This is a genomic window from Mycobacterium sp. (genome assembly GCF_002863225.1).
Taxonomy (GTDB): Bacteria; Actinomycetota; Actinomycetes; order Mycobacteriales; family Mycobacteriaceae; genus Mycobacterium.
On record NZ_PKEK01000065.1, the window covers coordinates 1 to 14,794 of the forward strand.

General features: G+C 65.6%; 12 protein-coding genes. 6 read left to right on the forward strand and 6 right to left on the reverse strand.

Features of this window, described 5'->3' with window-relative positions; translation table 11 throughout:
- A partial coding sequence (locus CYU59_RS20265; protein ID WP_293002014.1) for a hypothetical protein occupies nt 1-204 on the forward strand: 204 nt, incomplete at its 5' end.
- A gap of 220 nt (nt 205-424) precedes the next feature.
- On the opposite strand, the gene tyrS is transcribed toward CYU59_RS20265, so the two are convergent.
- Nucleotides 425-1,699: a tyrosine--tRNA ligase gene (gene tyrS / locus CYU59_RS20270; protein WP_293002016.1), complete on the reverse strand. Its 1,275-nt coding sequence runs from the start codon at nt 1,697-1,699 to the stop codon at nt 425-427.
- Nucleotides 1,700-1,752: 53 nt separating this feature from the next.
- Nucleotides 1,753-2,364, reverse strand: coding sequence for a DNA-3-methyladenine glycosylase (locus CYU59_RS20275; protein WP_293002018.1), 612 nt, complete (start codon nt 2,362-2,364; stop codon nt 1,753-1,755).
- 58 nt (nt 2,365-2,422) lie between these two features.
- On the opposite strand from CYU59_RS20275, the gene CYU59_RS20280 reads away from it, so the two are divergent.
- Genes CYU59_RS20280 through CYU59_RS20290 form a run of 3 tightly spaced genes read left to right on the forward strand, consistent with a single transcriptional unit; the run spans nt 2,423 to nt 4,571 of the window.
- Nucleotides 2,423-3,175: an ABC transporter ATP-binding protein gene (locus CYU59_RS20280; RefSeq protein WP_293002021.1), complete on the forward strand. Its 753-nt coding sequence runs from the start codon at nt 2,423-2,425 to the stop codon at nt 3,173-3,175.
- 14 nt (nt 3,176-3,189) lie between these two features.
- Nucleotides 3,190-3,939, forward strand: a complete 750-nt coding sequence (locus CYU59_RS20285) for an ABC transporter permease (protein ID WP_293002153.1) — start codon at nt 3,190-3,192, stop codon at nt 3,937-3,939.
- A complete protein-coding gene (locus CYU59_RS20290) occupies nt 3,936-4,571 on the forward strand; it encodes a TetR family transcriptional regulator (protein WP_293002023.1) in 636 nt (211 codons plus the stop codon). Before CYU59_RS20285 ends, CYU59_RS20290 begins: the two co-directional genes overlap by 4 nt.
- Here the strand turns inward: CYU59_RS20290 and CYU59_RS20295 are convergent.
- A complete protein-coding gene (locus tag CYU59_RS20295) occupies nt 4,537-4,749 on the reverse strand; it encodes a Trm112 family protein (protein ID WP_293002025.1) in 213 nt (70 codons plus the stop codon). The two genes, CYU59_RS20290 and CYU59_RS20295, sit on opposite strands and share 35 nt — an antisense overlap.
- 14 nt (nt 4,750-4,763) lie before the next feature.
- Nucleotides 4,764-7,733 (reverse strand): acyl-CoA synthetase, encoded by a 2,970-nt coding sequence (locus tag CYU59_RS20300; protein WP_293002027.1) that lies wholly within the window; start codon nt 7,731-7,733, stop codon nt 4,764-4,766.
- Between the two features lie 180 nt (nt 7,734-7,913).
- Here CYU59_RS20300 and CYU59_RS20305 point away from each other — a divergent pair, with 180 nt between their 5' ends.
- A complete protein-coding gene (locus tag CYU59_RS20305; protein ID WP_293002029.1) occupies nt 7,914-9,692 on the forward strand; it encodes an ABC-F family ATP-binding cassette domain-containing protein in 1,779 nt (592 codons plus the stop codon).
- A gap of 171 nt (nt 9,693-9,863) precedes the next feature.
- Nucleotides 9,864-12,164: a GGDEF domain-containing phosphodiesterase gene (locus tag CYU59_RS20310; protein WP_293002031.1), complete on the forward strand. Its 2,301-nt coding sequence runs from the start codon at nt 9,864-9,866 to the stop codon at nt 12,162-12,164.
- A gap of 3 nt (nt 12,165-12,167) precedes the next feature.
- On the opposite strand, the gene argH is transcribed toward CYU59_RS20310, so the two are convergent.
- Both argH and CYU59_RS20320 read right to left on the reverse strand, forming a co-directional pair.
- Nucleotides 12,168-13,580 carry an argininosuccinate lyase gene (gene argH / locus CYU59_RS20315; protein WP_293002033.1) on the reverse strand — a complete coding sequence of 471 codons (1,413 nt, stop codon included), beginning with the start codon at nt 13,578-13,580 and terminating at the stop codon, nt 12,168-12,170.
- Nucleotides 13,577-14,785, reverse strand: coding sequence for an argininosuccinate synthase (locus tag CYU59_RS20320; RefSeq protein ID WP_293002035.1), 1,209 nt, complete (start codon nt 14,783-14,785; stop codon nt 13,577-13,579). The genes argH and CYU59_RS20320 overlap by 4 nt, the downstream gene beginning before the upstream one ends.
- Nucleotides 14,786-14,794: the final 9 nt, after the last annotated feature.

The following is a 14,794-nucleotide window of genomic DNA, read 5'->3' on the forward strand; positions in this document are numbered from 1 at the left end:
GCCAGCGTTCGTCCTGAGCCAGGATCAAACTCTCCAAACAAAAACCACTCGCAACAGCGAGACAGAATCCAAATCAGAGAAAATCTGACCAAAGCAAGACACCAAAAACTGGCATCAAAAAAAAGCCACACCCCCACAAACGGGAAAAACAGGAGGCATGACAAAAAACAACAACAAAAACAAAACCACCAAACACACTATTGAGTTCTCAAACAACACCCCCACCGGCCGCGCACAAGACCCGCGGCTGAAAGCCGCTCACTCGCTTGCGGACGTCGAAGGAAAACCACCGAAGCGGTTCTTCCCTCTGGGATGCCGCCGCGCTCTCCGGACTGACCGGGTCGCAGCGACTCGATTAAGTTACGTGACAGGAAACTTGGAGTCAAACAGGCTGCTAGAAGGCGTGTTTCACGCCGCCTCAAGATCAGTCCAGGCGCTGGGCCCCGGCGATGTTCCGCTTGCCGCGGCGCAGCACGAGCCAGCGTCCGTGCAGGAAGTCGGCCGGCTGCGGCGCCCAGTCCTCGGATTCGATCTTGGCGTTGTTCACGTAAGCCCCGCCCTCGGCGATCGTCCGCCGTGCGGCCCCCTTGCTGTCGGCCAGGCCGCTTGCGACCAGCAGATCGACGATCCCGGTCGGTACACCCGGCGCCAGCTCGGCTATCGAGGTTTCTCGAAGTGCCGCCTGCAGGGTTGCTTCGTCGAGGCCGGTGAGTTCACCGCGGCCGAACAAAGCGCCGCTCGCCAGCTCCACGGCCTCGGTTGCCTGCTCGCCGTGGACGAGCGTCGTGAGCTCGCGTGCCAGCCGTCGTTGTGCCGCTCGTTGCTGGGGGCGTTCCGCGGTGACCGACTCCAACTCCGCGAGTTCATCGGCCGGCAGGAAGGTGAACCAGCGCAAGTACCTGACGACGTCGGCGTCGGCGGTGTTGACGAAGTACTGGTACCAGGCATAAGGACTGGTCATCTGGGGGTCGAGCCACAAGTTCCCACCGCCGGTGGACTTGCCGAACTTGGTCCCGTCCGCGGCGGTCACCAGCGGGACCGTCAGCGCATGGGCTGAGGCGGCCAGCTTCTGACGCACCAGCCGGACGCCGGCGATGATGTTGCCCCACTGATCGGATCCACCGATCTGCAGCACGCACTGATGCCGACGATAGAGTTCGACAAAGTCGTTGGCCTGCAACAACATATAGCTGAACTCCGTGTACGAGATACCCTCGCCCTCGAGCCGCCGCTTGACGGTGTCGCGGTCCAGCATGACGTTGACCGAGAAGTGCTTGCCGACGTCCCGCAGCAACTCGATCGCGGACATGGCGCCGGTCCACTCGAGATTGTTCTCCACGATGGCGCCGGTCGGCGAGCGGTCGAAGTCGACGAAGCGCTCGAGCTGCCCGCCGATTCGACCGGTCCACTCCTGGACCGTCTCTGCAGTGTTGAGCACGCGTTCGCCGGTCTCCCGCGGGTCGCCGATCAGACCGGTCGCGCCGCCGGCCAGCACAATCGGCCGGTGTCCGGCCTGCTGGAAACGCCGTAGCGCCAGCAGCGGAACCAGGTGCCCCGCATGAAGGCTGGGTGCGGTGGGGTCGAAACCGGCATACAGCGTGATCGGACCCTTGGCGGCCGCCGCGGTCAGCGCGTCGAGGTCAGTGGACTGTGCGATCAGTCCACGCCAGCTCAGCTCTTCGATGATTTCAGCGCCCACGGTCATAGATCTTCGCGCATGTGCACGGCACCTTCCCCGCGGGCGCACCCGAGTCAGTCGCTGGCACCGGGCGCAGGTGCTCGTGGACTGCGTCGATATGCGGAGACTTGCGGGCGTTCGGCCAGCCACAGCCGCCACGGCCGGTCTGCGGCATGGCTGACGCCGACGCGGGGCCCCGCGGTCGCCTCGACCGGGCCGTTGAGCTCGATCCGGATCGGACTGTCGGCATCGAACAGATCAAGTCCGTTGTCGGCCATGGTGATTCCCGCCGCTGCGCAAAGATTGCCCGGGCCACGCGCCAATGCTCGTGGCTGGATCGATGCACCGCGGCGTAACTGGGCGACCTCGAACCCGGTGTCGATCGCCGCCGCCCGGAGCAAAACGGCCGCCGCTACCCCGTCGGCGGCGCAGACCACGTTCGCGCAGGTGTGGATGCCGTGGCTGAGGTAGGCGTACAGCCGGCCAGGCGGTCCGAACATCACGGTGCTGCGCGCGGTGCGACCGCGATAGGAGTGCGCCGCGGCGTCCGGCCACGGACCTCGGGGTGTCCCGCCGTACGCCTCGACCTCGACGATCGTGGCGCTCACGCCGCGACCGATCAGGGTGGCGCCGAGTAGTCGATGCGCCGCGTCGACCGGGTCGACCGCCAACTGGTCCGGTCCCACCGCAGAGATTCTGCCCGCGGCCCTTGACAGCGTCGCGGCAGGGGCGGATATTCATCGCATGATGACTTCATCGCGTGATGAATTATCGCCGAATCGGCAAGAAATGGCCATCGACATCGATCACCTGCGGGTAGTCCGCGGCAAACGCCCGGCACTGCTCGATTTCTCGGTGCGGGTGGGCCGCGGCACCATCACGGGCCTGCTCGGGCCATCCGGGTGTGGGAAGACCACCTTGATTCGCAGCATCGTGGGGACCCAACAGCTCACGTTGGGCACCGTGCGGGTGCTCGGTCTGCCCGCCGGTTCACCGTCGTTGCGACAGCGGATCGGCTATGTGCCGCAGAATCCGACGATCTACGACGACCTGCGCGTCATCGACAATGTGCGGTATTTCGCGGCGCTCTACGGGTTCGGCCGGCAGGCCGCGGAAGGCGCGGTCGAGCGGGTTGGTCTTGCCGACCATGCCACCGCCTACTGCGGCAACCTGTCCGGCGGTCAGCGCACCCGGGTCTCGCTGGCCTGTGCCTTGGTCTGCCAGCCGGAACTGCTCGTTCTCGACGAGCCGACCGTGGGACTGGACCCCTTGCTGCGCGCAGATCTGTGGGACCAGTTCACCGACCTGGCCCGCGGCGGCACCACGCTGTTGGTGTCGAGCCACGTGATGGACGAGGCCGACCACTGTGGCGATTTGTTGCTGATGCGCGACGGTCATCTCGTCGCGCACACCATCCCGACCCGACTACGAGAGGACACCGGATGCAGGTCGCTGGAGGACGCGTTCCTGTCCATCATCAAGCGGAAAGCCGGCTAGGACTGGCCGGGCAACTGAAACCGTTTGGCGCCACAACTTTTCGCATTCTTCGCCAACTGGCGGCAGACCCTCGCAGCATCGCGATGATCCTGCTCGTGCCGGTGCTGGTGATCACGCTGATGTATTTCATGTTCGAGAACGTCCCGCACCGGCCGGGTGCACCGACGCCGTTCAACAACGCGTGTTTGATTCTGTTGGGCCTCTTTCCGCTGTTCTTGATGTTCATCATCACCTCGATCACCATGCAACGCGAACGGGCTTCGGGAACGTTGGAGCGCATCCTGACCACCCCGTTGCGCCGCCTCGATCTGCTTATCGCCTACGGCACCGCGTTCTCGCTCGCCGCGGCCGTGCAGGCCACCCTGGCGTGCGTGGTCTCGTTCTGGTTGCTCGGCTTCGACACCGCCGGCAGCCCGCTGTGGGTCTTCGTGATCGCGATCGTCAACGCGGTCCTCGGCGTGGGCCTCGGGCTGCTGTGCAGCGCCTTCGCGCGAACGGAATTCCAGGCTGTGCAGTTCATCCCGCTGGTGATGGTGCCGCAGCTGCTGCTGGCCGGCATCATCGCGCCGCGCAGCCTGATGCCGACCTGGCTGGAATGGGTGAGCAATGTGCTGCCGGCCAGTTATGCGCTCGAGGCGCTGCAACAAGTCGGCGCTCACAGCGAATTGACCGGTGTCGCCGTGCGTGACATTGCGATCGTGCTGGGGTTCGCGGTCGCGGCGTTGTGCCTGGCCGCCGCAACCCTGCGCCGGCAGACGCCGTGACCGAGGCCGAGGCCGAGGCCGAGGGCGCACGCAAGAGGCCCGGCCGGCCTGCGGGCAACTCGAACACTCGAGGCCGCATTTTGGACAGTGCTCGAGAGTTGTTCGCCCGCAACGGTATCAACAACACCTCGATCCGCGCGGTGGCCGCGGCGGCAGGTGTGGACTCCGCCTTGGTGCATCATTACTTCGGGACCAAGGAGAAACTCTTCGCGGCTGCCGTTCACATCCCGATTGACCCGATGGACGTGATCGGACCACTACGCGAGGTGCCCGTCGAGCAACTCGGCTACCGGCTTCCGGCAATACTGTTGCCGCTCTGGGACTCTGAGATCGGTGCCGGGTTCATTGCCATGTTGCGTTCGATCGTGGCGGGCTCGGAGGTCAACCTCTTCCGCACTTTCATCCAGGATGTGATCGGCGGCGAGATCGGCCCTCGCGTCGACAGCCCGCCCGGTAGTGGGATCGTCCGGATTCAGTTCGTCGCCTCGCAATTGGTGGGTGTCGTGATGGCCCGCTACATCCTGGGCCTGGAGCCGTTCGCGTCACTGCCGGCACAGCAGGTCGCCGACACCGTCGCGCCGAACCTGCAGCGCTATCTCACTGGGGATCTGCCGGGCTGGCCTGCGAGATGAGACGGGCGTGCTCGTCGTCACCCACGTCGACCGCCTCGTCGACCAGCAGGACCGGGATGCCGTCCTCGATCCGGTAGGCCCGTCGCAGCCGAGGGTTGTAGAGCACCTGATCGACCAGCAGCAGCGGTCCTCGATCCGACGGGCAGACCAGGATGCTCAGTAGTTTCTCGTCAATCACATTGGCTCCGAACGTCATTGCGCACCGGACAATTCAGCGCGCACCGGTCCCGTCAACCGCCGGAACTTGTTCTCCTCGGCGTCGAACACCCAGGCGTGTCGTCCCGCCTTGGGAATCCCGGCGGCGCGCAAAGCGCTCACCGTCGGACGGTATGTCGCACTCAGCTTCAACTCGGGGACCACGTGGACGATGTCGGGACCGAGCCCGAACGGCATGGCGGCGATGGCCTCGGTGAGATCGGCCGCCGTGATCGTCGCCCCGGGCCGGGTCGACACCGCGGTCACCGCGACCTGGTTTCCGTCCATCGGTACGCCGTACGTCACCGCGAGGTCGACTGCCGGAATCAGACCGAGCGCGTCGGTGATCGGGTCGGTGTACACCACACCGCGCGCGGTGGGCACCGTGGAACCTCGCCTGCCCAGCAACCAGAAGTCGCCGTCGCTGTCGCGGCGGAACAGGTACTCGGTGGAGATCCAGGTGTCGGCGGGGGCGAAGACGCCGCGTTTCACCGAGGCGGTCGGGTCGATCGGTCCGCGTGGTTCGGCCAGCAGCACTCCGACCTCGTTGGTGTCCGGGACGCGAACCAGGCCGGTGTCGACCTCAAGGATCAGGTCGTGTTCGGCGTCGTACGCACCCAATTCGACGCGGCCGGCGCCAGGCAACGGCCGGCCCTTGCTGCCGATCTTGACGCCGGACACATTGGCCAGCACCGCGTGGCCGTCAGTTGTGGCGAAGAATTCCACGACGTGCGCGGGGGCGAACACGTCGACCACGCGCTGCCACAAACCGGTCGGCATGCCGGAGCCGATGAAGACCCGCACCGGATGATTGCCACCGAGGGTGAAGCTCGGATCGTCGATGACATCGCGCAGCATGGCCCATGTGTACGAGACCACGGTCACGCCGTACTGGTGTAGCTCGGCCACGAAACGCTCCGGTTTCAGCCCGCGCGACAACGCGATCCGCGTGCCACCCACCACCGCACCGCCCAGGCTGACCAGCAGTCCGGATTCGTGGTGTAGCGGTGTCAGGCAGTACACCGTGTCGGTGCGTCCCAACGCGGCCGCCGAGGCCGTGCCGAAGGCCGACAGCGCCCACCGGTAATTGGTGATCTGCTTGGCAACGAGTTGTCCACTGGCAGTGCTGAATCCGATGAATGCGAGATCGCGCGCATACCCCGGGTTCGGTCGGTACCAGGCCGGCAGTTCGACGGCGTCGGGGTCGATCTGCTCCATGTCGATGACGTTGGCATCGTCGGACAGGTGCAGGTCCCGGGATTCACCGCCACCGAGAACCAAGATCTGCTCCGGCAGCTGGCGGGCCTTGTCGAGGTTGGCGGGGTCGGTGATGATCTCCGACACTCCCCCGAGCCTGACTTCCGCGGCCAGGTCGGTGTCGGGATGCAGCAGCACCGCGACGGCGCCCAACCGAGACAGCGCGGCGATGGCGACCAGTGCGCTCGGGCGCGTCTCCATCAGCACCCCGACGTGTTCGCCTTGGCGCACCCCGACCGCTATCAGCCCCCGCACCACGTTGTCGATGCGCCGGTTCACCGCCTCATAGGTGTGCACGCGACCGTCGAAGAGCAGGAATTCACCGTTGGGAGCCTCGTGCGCCTGCTCGCCGATGATGCGGCCCAACGAGATCCGGGTGTGATCGTTGATCTGACCCAGCCGCGCCAGACGAGGCAGGGTACGGGCTGTCTCGACAGCCAGAGTGCGCACCGACTTGTTTGCGGCGACAAGGGCATCGGCTGCTCCACGCGCGAAGGTCATCGCGACCTCGGAGGCCTCACCCAACCCGTGCAGAACCCGTGAACTCAGCGCGACACCGCGATCGGTGGGCTCGTCCGGCTGGTCGGCCATCGGGAAGATGTCGGTGGGTTTCTTGCCGTCCCCGGAGATCCAGAGCACCCAGTCGGCAACGGTCGGCCAACTCTCCTGCGCCGCTCTGGATCCGACGACCAGGCCGAAATGGCCTGTCCGGATCAGGTATTCGTAGACCTCGGCGTTGGGCGCGGCGCGCCGGATGCCCCGCACCGCGGCCGGCTGTCCGATGTCGTCGACTTCGCCGACGAAAGCCAGGATCGGGCAGGTGATATCGGTCAGCGTCACCAGCTGGCTGTTGATGGCGAATCCGCCGGTCATCATCCGATTGTGCGCGACGAACTGCTTGAGCAGTTCGGAGATCGCCGGGCCCGACCAGGCGATCCAGCCTTCGGACTCCAGGAATCTGCGCTGGGCCTCCCGCGGCAGCAACGCCTCGCGGTCGTGGAGCTGGCGCACGAAGTCGATCCGCGCTTTGGCGGTCTTGAGCGGGTCGAGCATCTGGAAACCGGTGCGCGCCAACCAACCCGGAATGTCCAGTCGGTTGAAGACGTGGTCGGCCATGAAGTTGGCCACCCCGGGCGCGATGTTCGGCGGCAGCCCCATCGGCAGCGCGGCCAGCGTGTCGACCGGTGAACCGAACGTGACGATGCTGGCGATGCTCTTGGAGCGTCGATAGGCCGCCGCCTGGTAGCAGAACATGCCGCCCTGCGAGTAACCGATCAGGTGTGTGTCACGCCCGGTGACATCGTTGACGGCGTCGAGTGCCTCGCTCAGCGCGACGATGTGGTCGGCCAAAGTGCGGCGCATGCCGCCCTCGACCTCGTCGGGTGAGCCGAAATCGATCACCCAGGGATCCAGCCCGGCGGCATGCAGAATTCCGACCGCGCCCTCGTGCCGGGTGACGTCCCACATGTTTGCCGACATCATCATCGGGTGCACCAGCAAAACCGGCTCGCCCGCCTGCGGGTGCCCGGGCCGGCTGTCCGGCGGGTAGTACCGCCGCAGCTTGTACATCGGCGTGCTCTCGACGGTCTGCGACGGCGAGGGAGAGTTGCCGGTTTCCAGACCGCCGAGTCGCAGCACCTCCAGGCCGTTCTGTGCCGTTGCCACCAGGCGTTCAACCGGTCGGGTGACCGCCGAGAACCTCAGATCCATCCCGCCGCTCCCTCGAAACGAAGACCATGCTGTGCTGCGCGTGGGCCTGACAGCGCGCTCATCATGGCACATCGCAGGGGGTGCGCCCGTGGCTTTGATCGCGGTGCCGCTCCCGTTCGGCCAGCCTAGTCGCACGCCTCATGGCGGATCGTCACGCGGCAAACGTCTAGGGTCGGCCCAGTGGCACACCTGCTCGGCGCGGAGGGGATACACCTCGAATATCCGGCCCGGGTCGTCTTCGAATCGACGACCGTCGGGGTCGGCGACGGCGACCGCATCGGAATAGTTGGACGCAACGGCGACGGCAAGTCCAGTTTGCTGGGTCTGCTCACCGGCCAGGTGCTCCCGCAGTCGGGACGGGTCACCCGGCGCAGCGGCGTGCGCGTCGGAGCGCTGAGCCAGGCGGACACCCTCGATTCGGACGCGACGGTGGGCTGGGCGATGGTCGGCGACCGGCCCGATCACGAGTGGGCCGGCGATCCGCGGATCCGCGACGTGGTCAGCGGTCTGGTCTCCGACATCGCCTGGGACGCGGTGATCGGCACGCTCAGCGGCGGGCAGCGCCGACGGGTCCAGTTGGCGGAGTTGCTGATCGGCGACTGGGACGTCATCGCCCTGGACGAGCCGACCAACCATCTGGACATCGAAGGCATCACTTGGCTGGCCGGGCATCTGCGCGGACGCTGGGCCCGCAACACCGGCGGACTGCTCCTGGTGACGCACGACCGGTGGTTCCTCGACGAGGTGGCGACGGCCACCTGGGAAGTGCACGACGGACTCGTGGAGCCGTTCGAAGGCGGCTACGCGGCCTACATCCTGCAGCGCGTAGAGCGGGATCGGCAGGCTTCTGTGACGGAGTCCAAGCGGCAGAACCTGATGCGCAAAGAGCTGGCCTGGCTGCGCCGCGGTCCCCCGGCCCGGACCTCGAAACCCAGGTTCCGGATCGAGGCGGCCAATCAACTGATCGCCGACGTACCCCCGCTGCGGAACCCGGTCGAGCTGGCCAAACTCGCGACGGCGCGGCTCGGCAAGGATGTCATCGACCTGCTCGATGTGTCGGTCTCGTTCGACGACCGACCTGTGCTGCGGGACGTCGAATGGCGAATCGGGCCGGGTGAACGCACCGGCATCGTCGGCGCAAATGGCGCCGGCAAGTCGACACTGCTGGGACTGATCACCGGTGCCGTGGCGCCGGATAGCGGAAAAGTCAAGCGCGGCAAGACTGTTCAGCTGGGCATCCTCGATCAGCGCGGTGACGAGCTGGTGCCGCTGGCCCAGGACAGGGTCGCCGATGTACTCGGCCGGCTCCGCAGTGGCTACGAGGTCGACGGTCGCGACGTCACACCCGCTCAACTTCTGGAGCGTCTCGGGTTCGCCGGTGGCCAGCTGTCGGCGCGGGTCAACGAGTTGTCCGGTGGGCAGCGTCGCCGCCTGCAACTGATGCTCACGCTGCTGGCCGAGCCCAATGTGCTTCTGCTCGATGAACCGACCAACGACGTCGACACCGACATGCTGGCCGCTACCGAGGACCTGCTCGACTCCTGGCCCGGCACGCTGATCGTGGTCTCGCACGATCGCTACCTCCTCGAGCGGGTGACCGATCAGCAGTACGCAATTCTGGATGGCCGGCTGCGCCACCTTCCCGGTGGCGTCGACGAGTATTTGCAATTGGCCGACGAGGCGCACGCCCGCAACGTCGCGGCGTCGGCGGTCAGACCGACGCGTCCGCCCGAGGTCTCCGGTGCGCAATTGCGCGCGGCGCAGAAGGAGATCGCCGCCGTCGACCGCAGGCTGGCGCGTCTCGCCGAGCAAATCGACGCCAAGCATCGTGAGCTGGCGGATCACGACCAGGCCGACCACCTCGGAGTCGGCCGACTCACGACTGAGTTGCGCGATTTGGAAGGCGTCGTTGCCGAGCTGGAAAACAAGTGGATCGAACTATCCGAAGCTCTCGAATGACAATTGGAAATTGACCACCACAATAATTTCGACTATTCGACGCTGAGTTACAGCGTCTGCGGCTCCAATAGCATCCCGATATTGCACCCGCCAGGGTCATTGTCTTTTAGGATGCTGGCAAGCGAACGTCGCTTACCGGGAATTTGGTAGCCACCTCTGACAGGTTGAGAGATGTCCGCAATGACGGCACGCCGAATCACGCTTGTCGTTTCGGCGACGGCGTGTGTGGTGATTTTCTCCGCGATGCTGTTGGGTGGCACACGGTTGACCGGGCCCACCGGTCTCGACCTCCTCGCTCCCGTCGGGGTACTGCTCCAGGGTGGTATCGCGGCAGCGTGTGCGGGCGGCGCAGCAAAGGCGTCGCACGGCGGCCAGCGTCTTGCCTGGAGTGGTGTCTCGGCGGGGCTGATCGGCTGGACTGCCGGCAGTGCCGCGTGGTGTTTCGTCGCCCTCGGCGGTGTCGCACCGATCTCGAACGCCTCGGTCGCTGAGCTGGGTTATCTGGTGTTGCCGGTATGTGCTTTGAGCGCAACGGTTTTGGTTCCCAGTCGCGATGACACGCGGTTCGGCCTCAGCCTGCTGCTGGACGGGACGATCGTGGCCGCTTCGGTGCTGCTGGCACTGGGCAGCCTGGTGCTGGGCACCTCGGCCACCGTGAGCATTCCGCGCATGCTCTTCGCCGTCGTCACAGCGTTCTATTTAGGTCTGGCCGTCATAGCCCTACTGGTTGTGCGGGTAGCCGAACCGGACCGCCGACACTCTCCGGCGCTGATGTCCGCGGGATTCGCAACCATCGGTGGTGCCGGATTGTTGCGCTTGGCCGAGATCGTCGGCGGTCGCACGCCGGGCGGTGTCGTCACCTTCGCGTGGATCTGCGGCGCCTACCTGATCACGCTGTCGGCGCTCGCTTCTCGGCCGGGACCGGATCTAGACGTGCGCCACACTGCTTCGACGTCGAGGCTGTCGATCTGGGTGCCCTACGTGCCATTTGTCATCGCGTTGGTGGTCGGCGCATTTCATTTCTGGCCGGAGGATCGCGTCGACGCGTTCCTCTTCTCCACCGGCCTGGTACTCGTCGCCGCAGCGTTGGTGCGCCACCTCATGACTCTCGAGCGAAAGCGGCATCTGCTCGAGGCAATGGCCGATGCCGCGCTGCGCGACACCGTGACCGGTCTGGCAAACCGCCGGTTGCTCGACGAGCGCCTGGAGCATGCGGCGCGGCTGCATCACCGCCTGCAGGTACCGCTGAGTGTGCTGAGCATCAGGGTCGACGACTTCAACATCGTCAACGACACCCTGGGTTACGCGGCCAGCGACGCGCTGTTGAAAGGCGTCGGCGAACGGATCCAGTCCAGCGTGCGGATCGGCGATACCGTCGCCCGCCTTGGTGGGGACGAGTTCGTCATCTTGGTCGAAGACCGTCCCGACGTGGCCACGCAAGTGGCCAAGCGAATCGCGCTGGCCTTCGACACCGCGCTGGAGATCGGCGTCAACCGGGTCTACGTCCATCTGAGTATCGGCGTGGCGACGGCACACGCTGACGACGAAGTGATGATCACTGCGGCGGATCTGCTCAATCAGGCCGAAGCGGCTCGCTCGCGCGCCGAGCAGACCAGCGCCACAGACGTTCAAGTGTTCACCCCTGAAAAGGACGCACACCTCGGTCGACGCCAAACGTTCCGCGATGGTGTCGCGCGCCTACAGCTGCTGTGGGATCTGCGCCGTGCCATCGACGACCGGCTGCTCACCCTGGTGTATCAACCGCAGTTCGAGATGTTGGACGGGACGGTGTGCGGTGCCGAAGCGTTACTGCGTTGGGAACACCCGTCTCTGGGCGTGTTGGACCCCCGCGAATTTCTCCCGCTGGTCCGTGAGCACGGTTTGATGGATGCCGTCACCGACTTGGTGCTTTCTCGGGCCGTAGCAGACGGGGCCGCATGGCATGCGGCCGGAACCAGGATCCCGGTCGCGGTCAATCTCTGGGCCCGCTCGCTCGACAACGACGCCTTGCCCGATCGCATCATGGCTGTGCTGGACGATCACGGCATGTCGCCCAGTCTGTTGACGGTGGAGATCACCGAAGAGCTGATGGTGGCCGATTTCGTCAAGGGCCGGGCCGTGCTCAATCGACTGCGGGACACCGGCATCCGGGTCTCGATCGACGACTTCGGCAGTGGCTATTCCACCTTGACGTACCTACGTGAACTGCCCATCGACGAGGTCAAGCTGGACCGCCAACTTATCGCGCCGATTCTCTATGACCAGCGTGCCGCGACCATTGCCCGCTCGGTCATCGAACTTGCCGAGGAGTTCGGCATCGCCAGTGTCGCCGAGGGCATCGAGAACGAGGAAACAGGCCGGTGGCTGCGACGATTCGGCTGTGACGTCGTGCAGGGCAACTTCTATTGCGGTCCCCTACCGGCCGGCGAGATACCGCACGTTCCCTCGGTACCCGCGCGCCGGGCGCAGTGACGCCTAGCGGCGCAGACGGATCCGCAGTTGCTCAGCGGTCGCCAGCACCGAATCACGTTGGCGGACAACCTGTGAAGGTGCCGTTCCCCCACGGGCGTCACGCGACGACACCGACCCTTCGATTGTCAGCACATCGCGAACATGCGGCGTCAGGCTGGCGCTGATCTCAGCCAACTGTTCGTCAGTCAGCCCTTCCAGCCCGACGCCGAGTTTCTCGGCGGCCTGCACGGCCGCACCCGCGGCCTCGTGAGCATCTCGGAATGGAACCCCTTGTCGGACAAGCCATTCAGCGATATCAGTGGCCAGCGTGTAACCAGCCGGGGCCAGCGCTGCCATCCGCTCGGTGTCGAAGGTCAGGCTGGCGACCAGGCCGGCCATCGCCGGCAGCAGCAACTCCAACTGCGCCACCGAGTCGAACACCGGCTCTTTGTCCTCTTGCAGGTCCCGGTTGTAAGCCAGCGGCTGCGCCTTCAGTGTCGCCAGCAGCCCGGCCAGGTTGCCGATCAGCCTTCCCGACTTGCCGCGCGCCAGCTCGGCGATGTCGGGATTCTTCTTCTGCGGCATGATCGAACTGCCGGTCGACCACGAGTCGTGCAACGTGACATAGCCGAATTCGGTTGAACTCCAGATAATGACGTCCTCGGCAAGCCGCGAGAGGTCGACGCTGATCATTGCAAAGACGAAAGCCGCTTCGGCGGCGAAATCGCGGGACGCCGTGGCGTCGATCGAGTTGTCGGCGGCTGCGGTGAACCCGAGTTGCGCGGCGATCGCGTCTGGATCCAAACCCAGCGACGAGCCGGCCAGCGCGCCAGAACCATAGGGCGACAACGCCGTACGCGCATCGAGGTCGATGATCCGGTCGACGTCGCGCAGCAGCGGATGCGCGTGTGCCAGCAGGTGGTGTGCCAGCAGGATCGGCTGAGCGGACTGCATGTGGGTCTTGCCCGGCATGATGGCGTCCGGGTACGCGGCGGCCTGGGCCGCCAACGCCTCGACGAGGCTCAGTGCGCCGTTGGCCACGCGCCGCAGCGCATCGCGCAGCCACATCCGAAACAGCGTGGCCACCTGATCGTTTCGTGAGCGGCCGGCCCGCAGCCGACCACCGAGATCCGGACCGACCCGGTCGATCAGCCCGCGTTCCAGCGCGGCATGCACATCCTCGTCAATGGGCAGCGGCCCGAAGCTGCCGTCGGCCACGTCCGCGGCCAGGCTGTCCAGCCCGGCCAGCAACCCGTCACGCTGATCCGTGGTCAACAAGCCGGCGTTGAACAACACCTGGGCGTGCGCCTTGGAGGCGATGACGTCGTACGGGGCCAGCACCCAGTCGAAATGGGTCGACCTGCTCAGTGCGGTCAGCGCATCGGACGGCCCGTCGGCGAACCGCCCGCCCCACAGCGAACCCTCGTTTGTGCTCACGACTCGTCGGCGGCCAGATCCCGGCGCGCGGCCAGCTTGGACGACAGCCCGTGCACGTAGACGAAGCCCTTGGCCATCGACTGGTCGAAGGTGTCGCCCTCGTCGTAGGTGGCGAGGTTGAAGTCGTACAGCGACTCCGAACTGCGTCGGCCGTTGACGGCAATGTGTCCACCGTGCAACACCATTCGGATTTCGCCGGTGACGTGCTCCTGGGTCTTGGTGACGAAGGTCTCCAGCGCCGTCTTCAGCGGCGAGTACCACAGCCCGTCGTAGACCAATTCGGCCCAGCGCTGGTCGGTCTGACGCTTGAACCGGCCCAGCTCGCGCTCCAGGGTGACGTGCTCGAGTTCGGCGTGCGCGGTGATGAGCACCATCGCCCCAGGGGCCTCGTAGATCTCACGGCTCTTGATGCCCACCAGCCGGTCCTCGACGACGTCGAGACGCCCGACCCCCTGCGCGCCCGCGCGGCGGTTGAGTTCCTCGATCGCCTGCAGCACCGTCACCGAGTTGCCGTCGATGGTGACCGGCACACCCTTTTCGAATCCGACGATGACTTCGTCCGGGGTGTTCCAGTTGACGGTCGGGTCCTCGGTGTAGTCGTAGACGTCTTTGGTCGGGGCATTCCACAGGTGTTCCAGGAAGCCGGTTTCCACCGCTCGACCCCAGACGTTCTGGTCGATGGAAAAAGGAGAGCGCTTGGTGACGTTGATCGGGATGGCGTTCTCCTCAGCGAACGCAATGGCCTTCTCCCGGGTCCAGGCGTAATCGCGGACCGGTGCAAGCACCTCCAGATCCGGTGCCAATGAAGCGAATCCGACTTCAAAGCGCACCTGATCGTTGCCTTTGCCGGTGCAGCCGTGTGCGACGATGCTGCCACCGTGATCGCGGGCCGCCTTGACCAGATGCTTGGCGATGAGTGGTCGGCTGATCGCCGAAACCAGCGGATAGCGATCCATGTAGAGGGCGTTGGACAGAATGGTCGGCAGGCAGTACCCGTCGGCGAATTCGTCACGGGCGTCGACCACGACGGCTTCCACGGCGCCGCAGTCAAGCGCCCGCTGACGGACCACCTCCATGTCTTCACCGCCCTGGCCCAGGTCGATGGCGACCGCGACCACCTCTTTGCCGGTCTCCTTGCCGATCCAGTTGATCGCCACCGAGGTGTCCAAACCGCCGGAATACGCCAAAATGACGCGCTCGGACATGAATTGATC

Coding starts and splice junctions, on each gene's coding strand:
- CYU59_RS20310 (WP_293002031.1), top strand. CDS start 9,864: ATGTCCGCAATGACGGCACGCCGAATCACGCTTGTCGTTTCGGCGACG.
- CYU59_RS20280 (WP_293002021.1), top strand. CDS start 2,423: ATGATGACTTCATCGCGTGATGAATTATCGCCGAATCGGCAAGAAATG.
- CYU59_RS20320 (WP_293002035.1), bottom strand. CDS start 14,785: ATGTCCGAGCGCGTCATTTTGGCGTATTCCGGCGGTTTGGACACCTCG.
- CYU59_RS20300 (WP_293002027.1), bottom strand. CDS start 7,733: ATGGATCTGAGGTTCTCGGCGGTCACCCGACCGGTTGAACGCCTGGTG.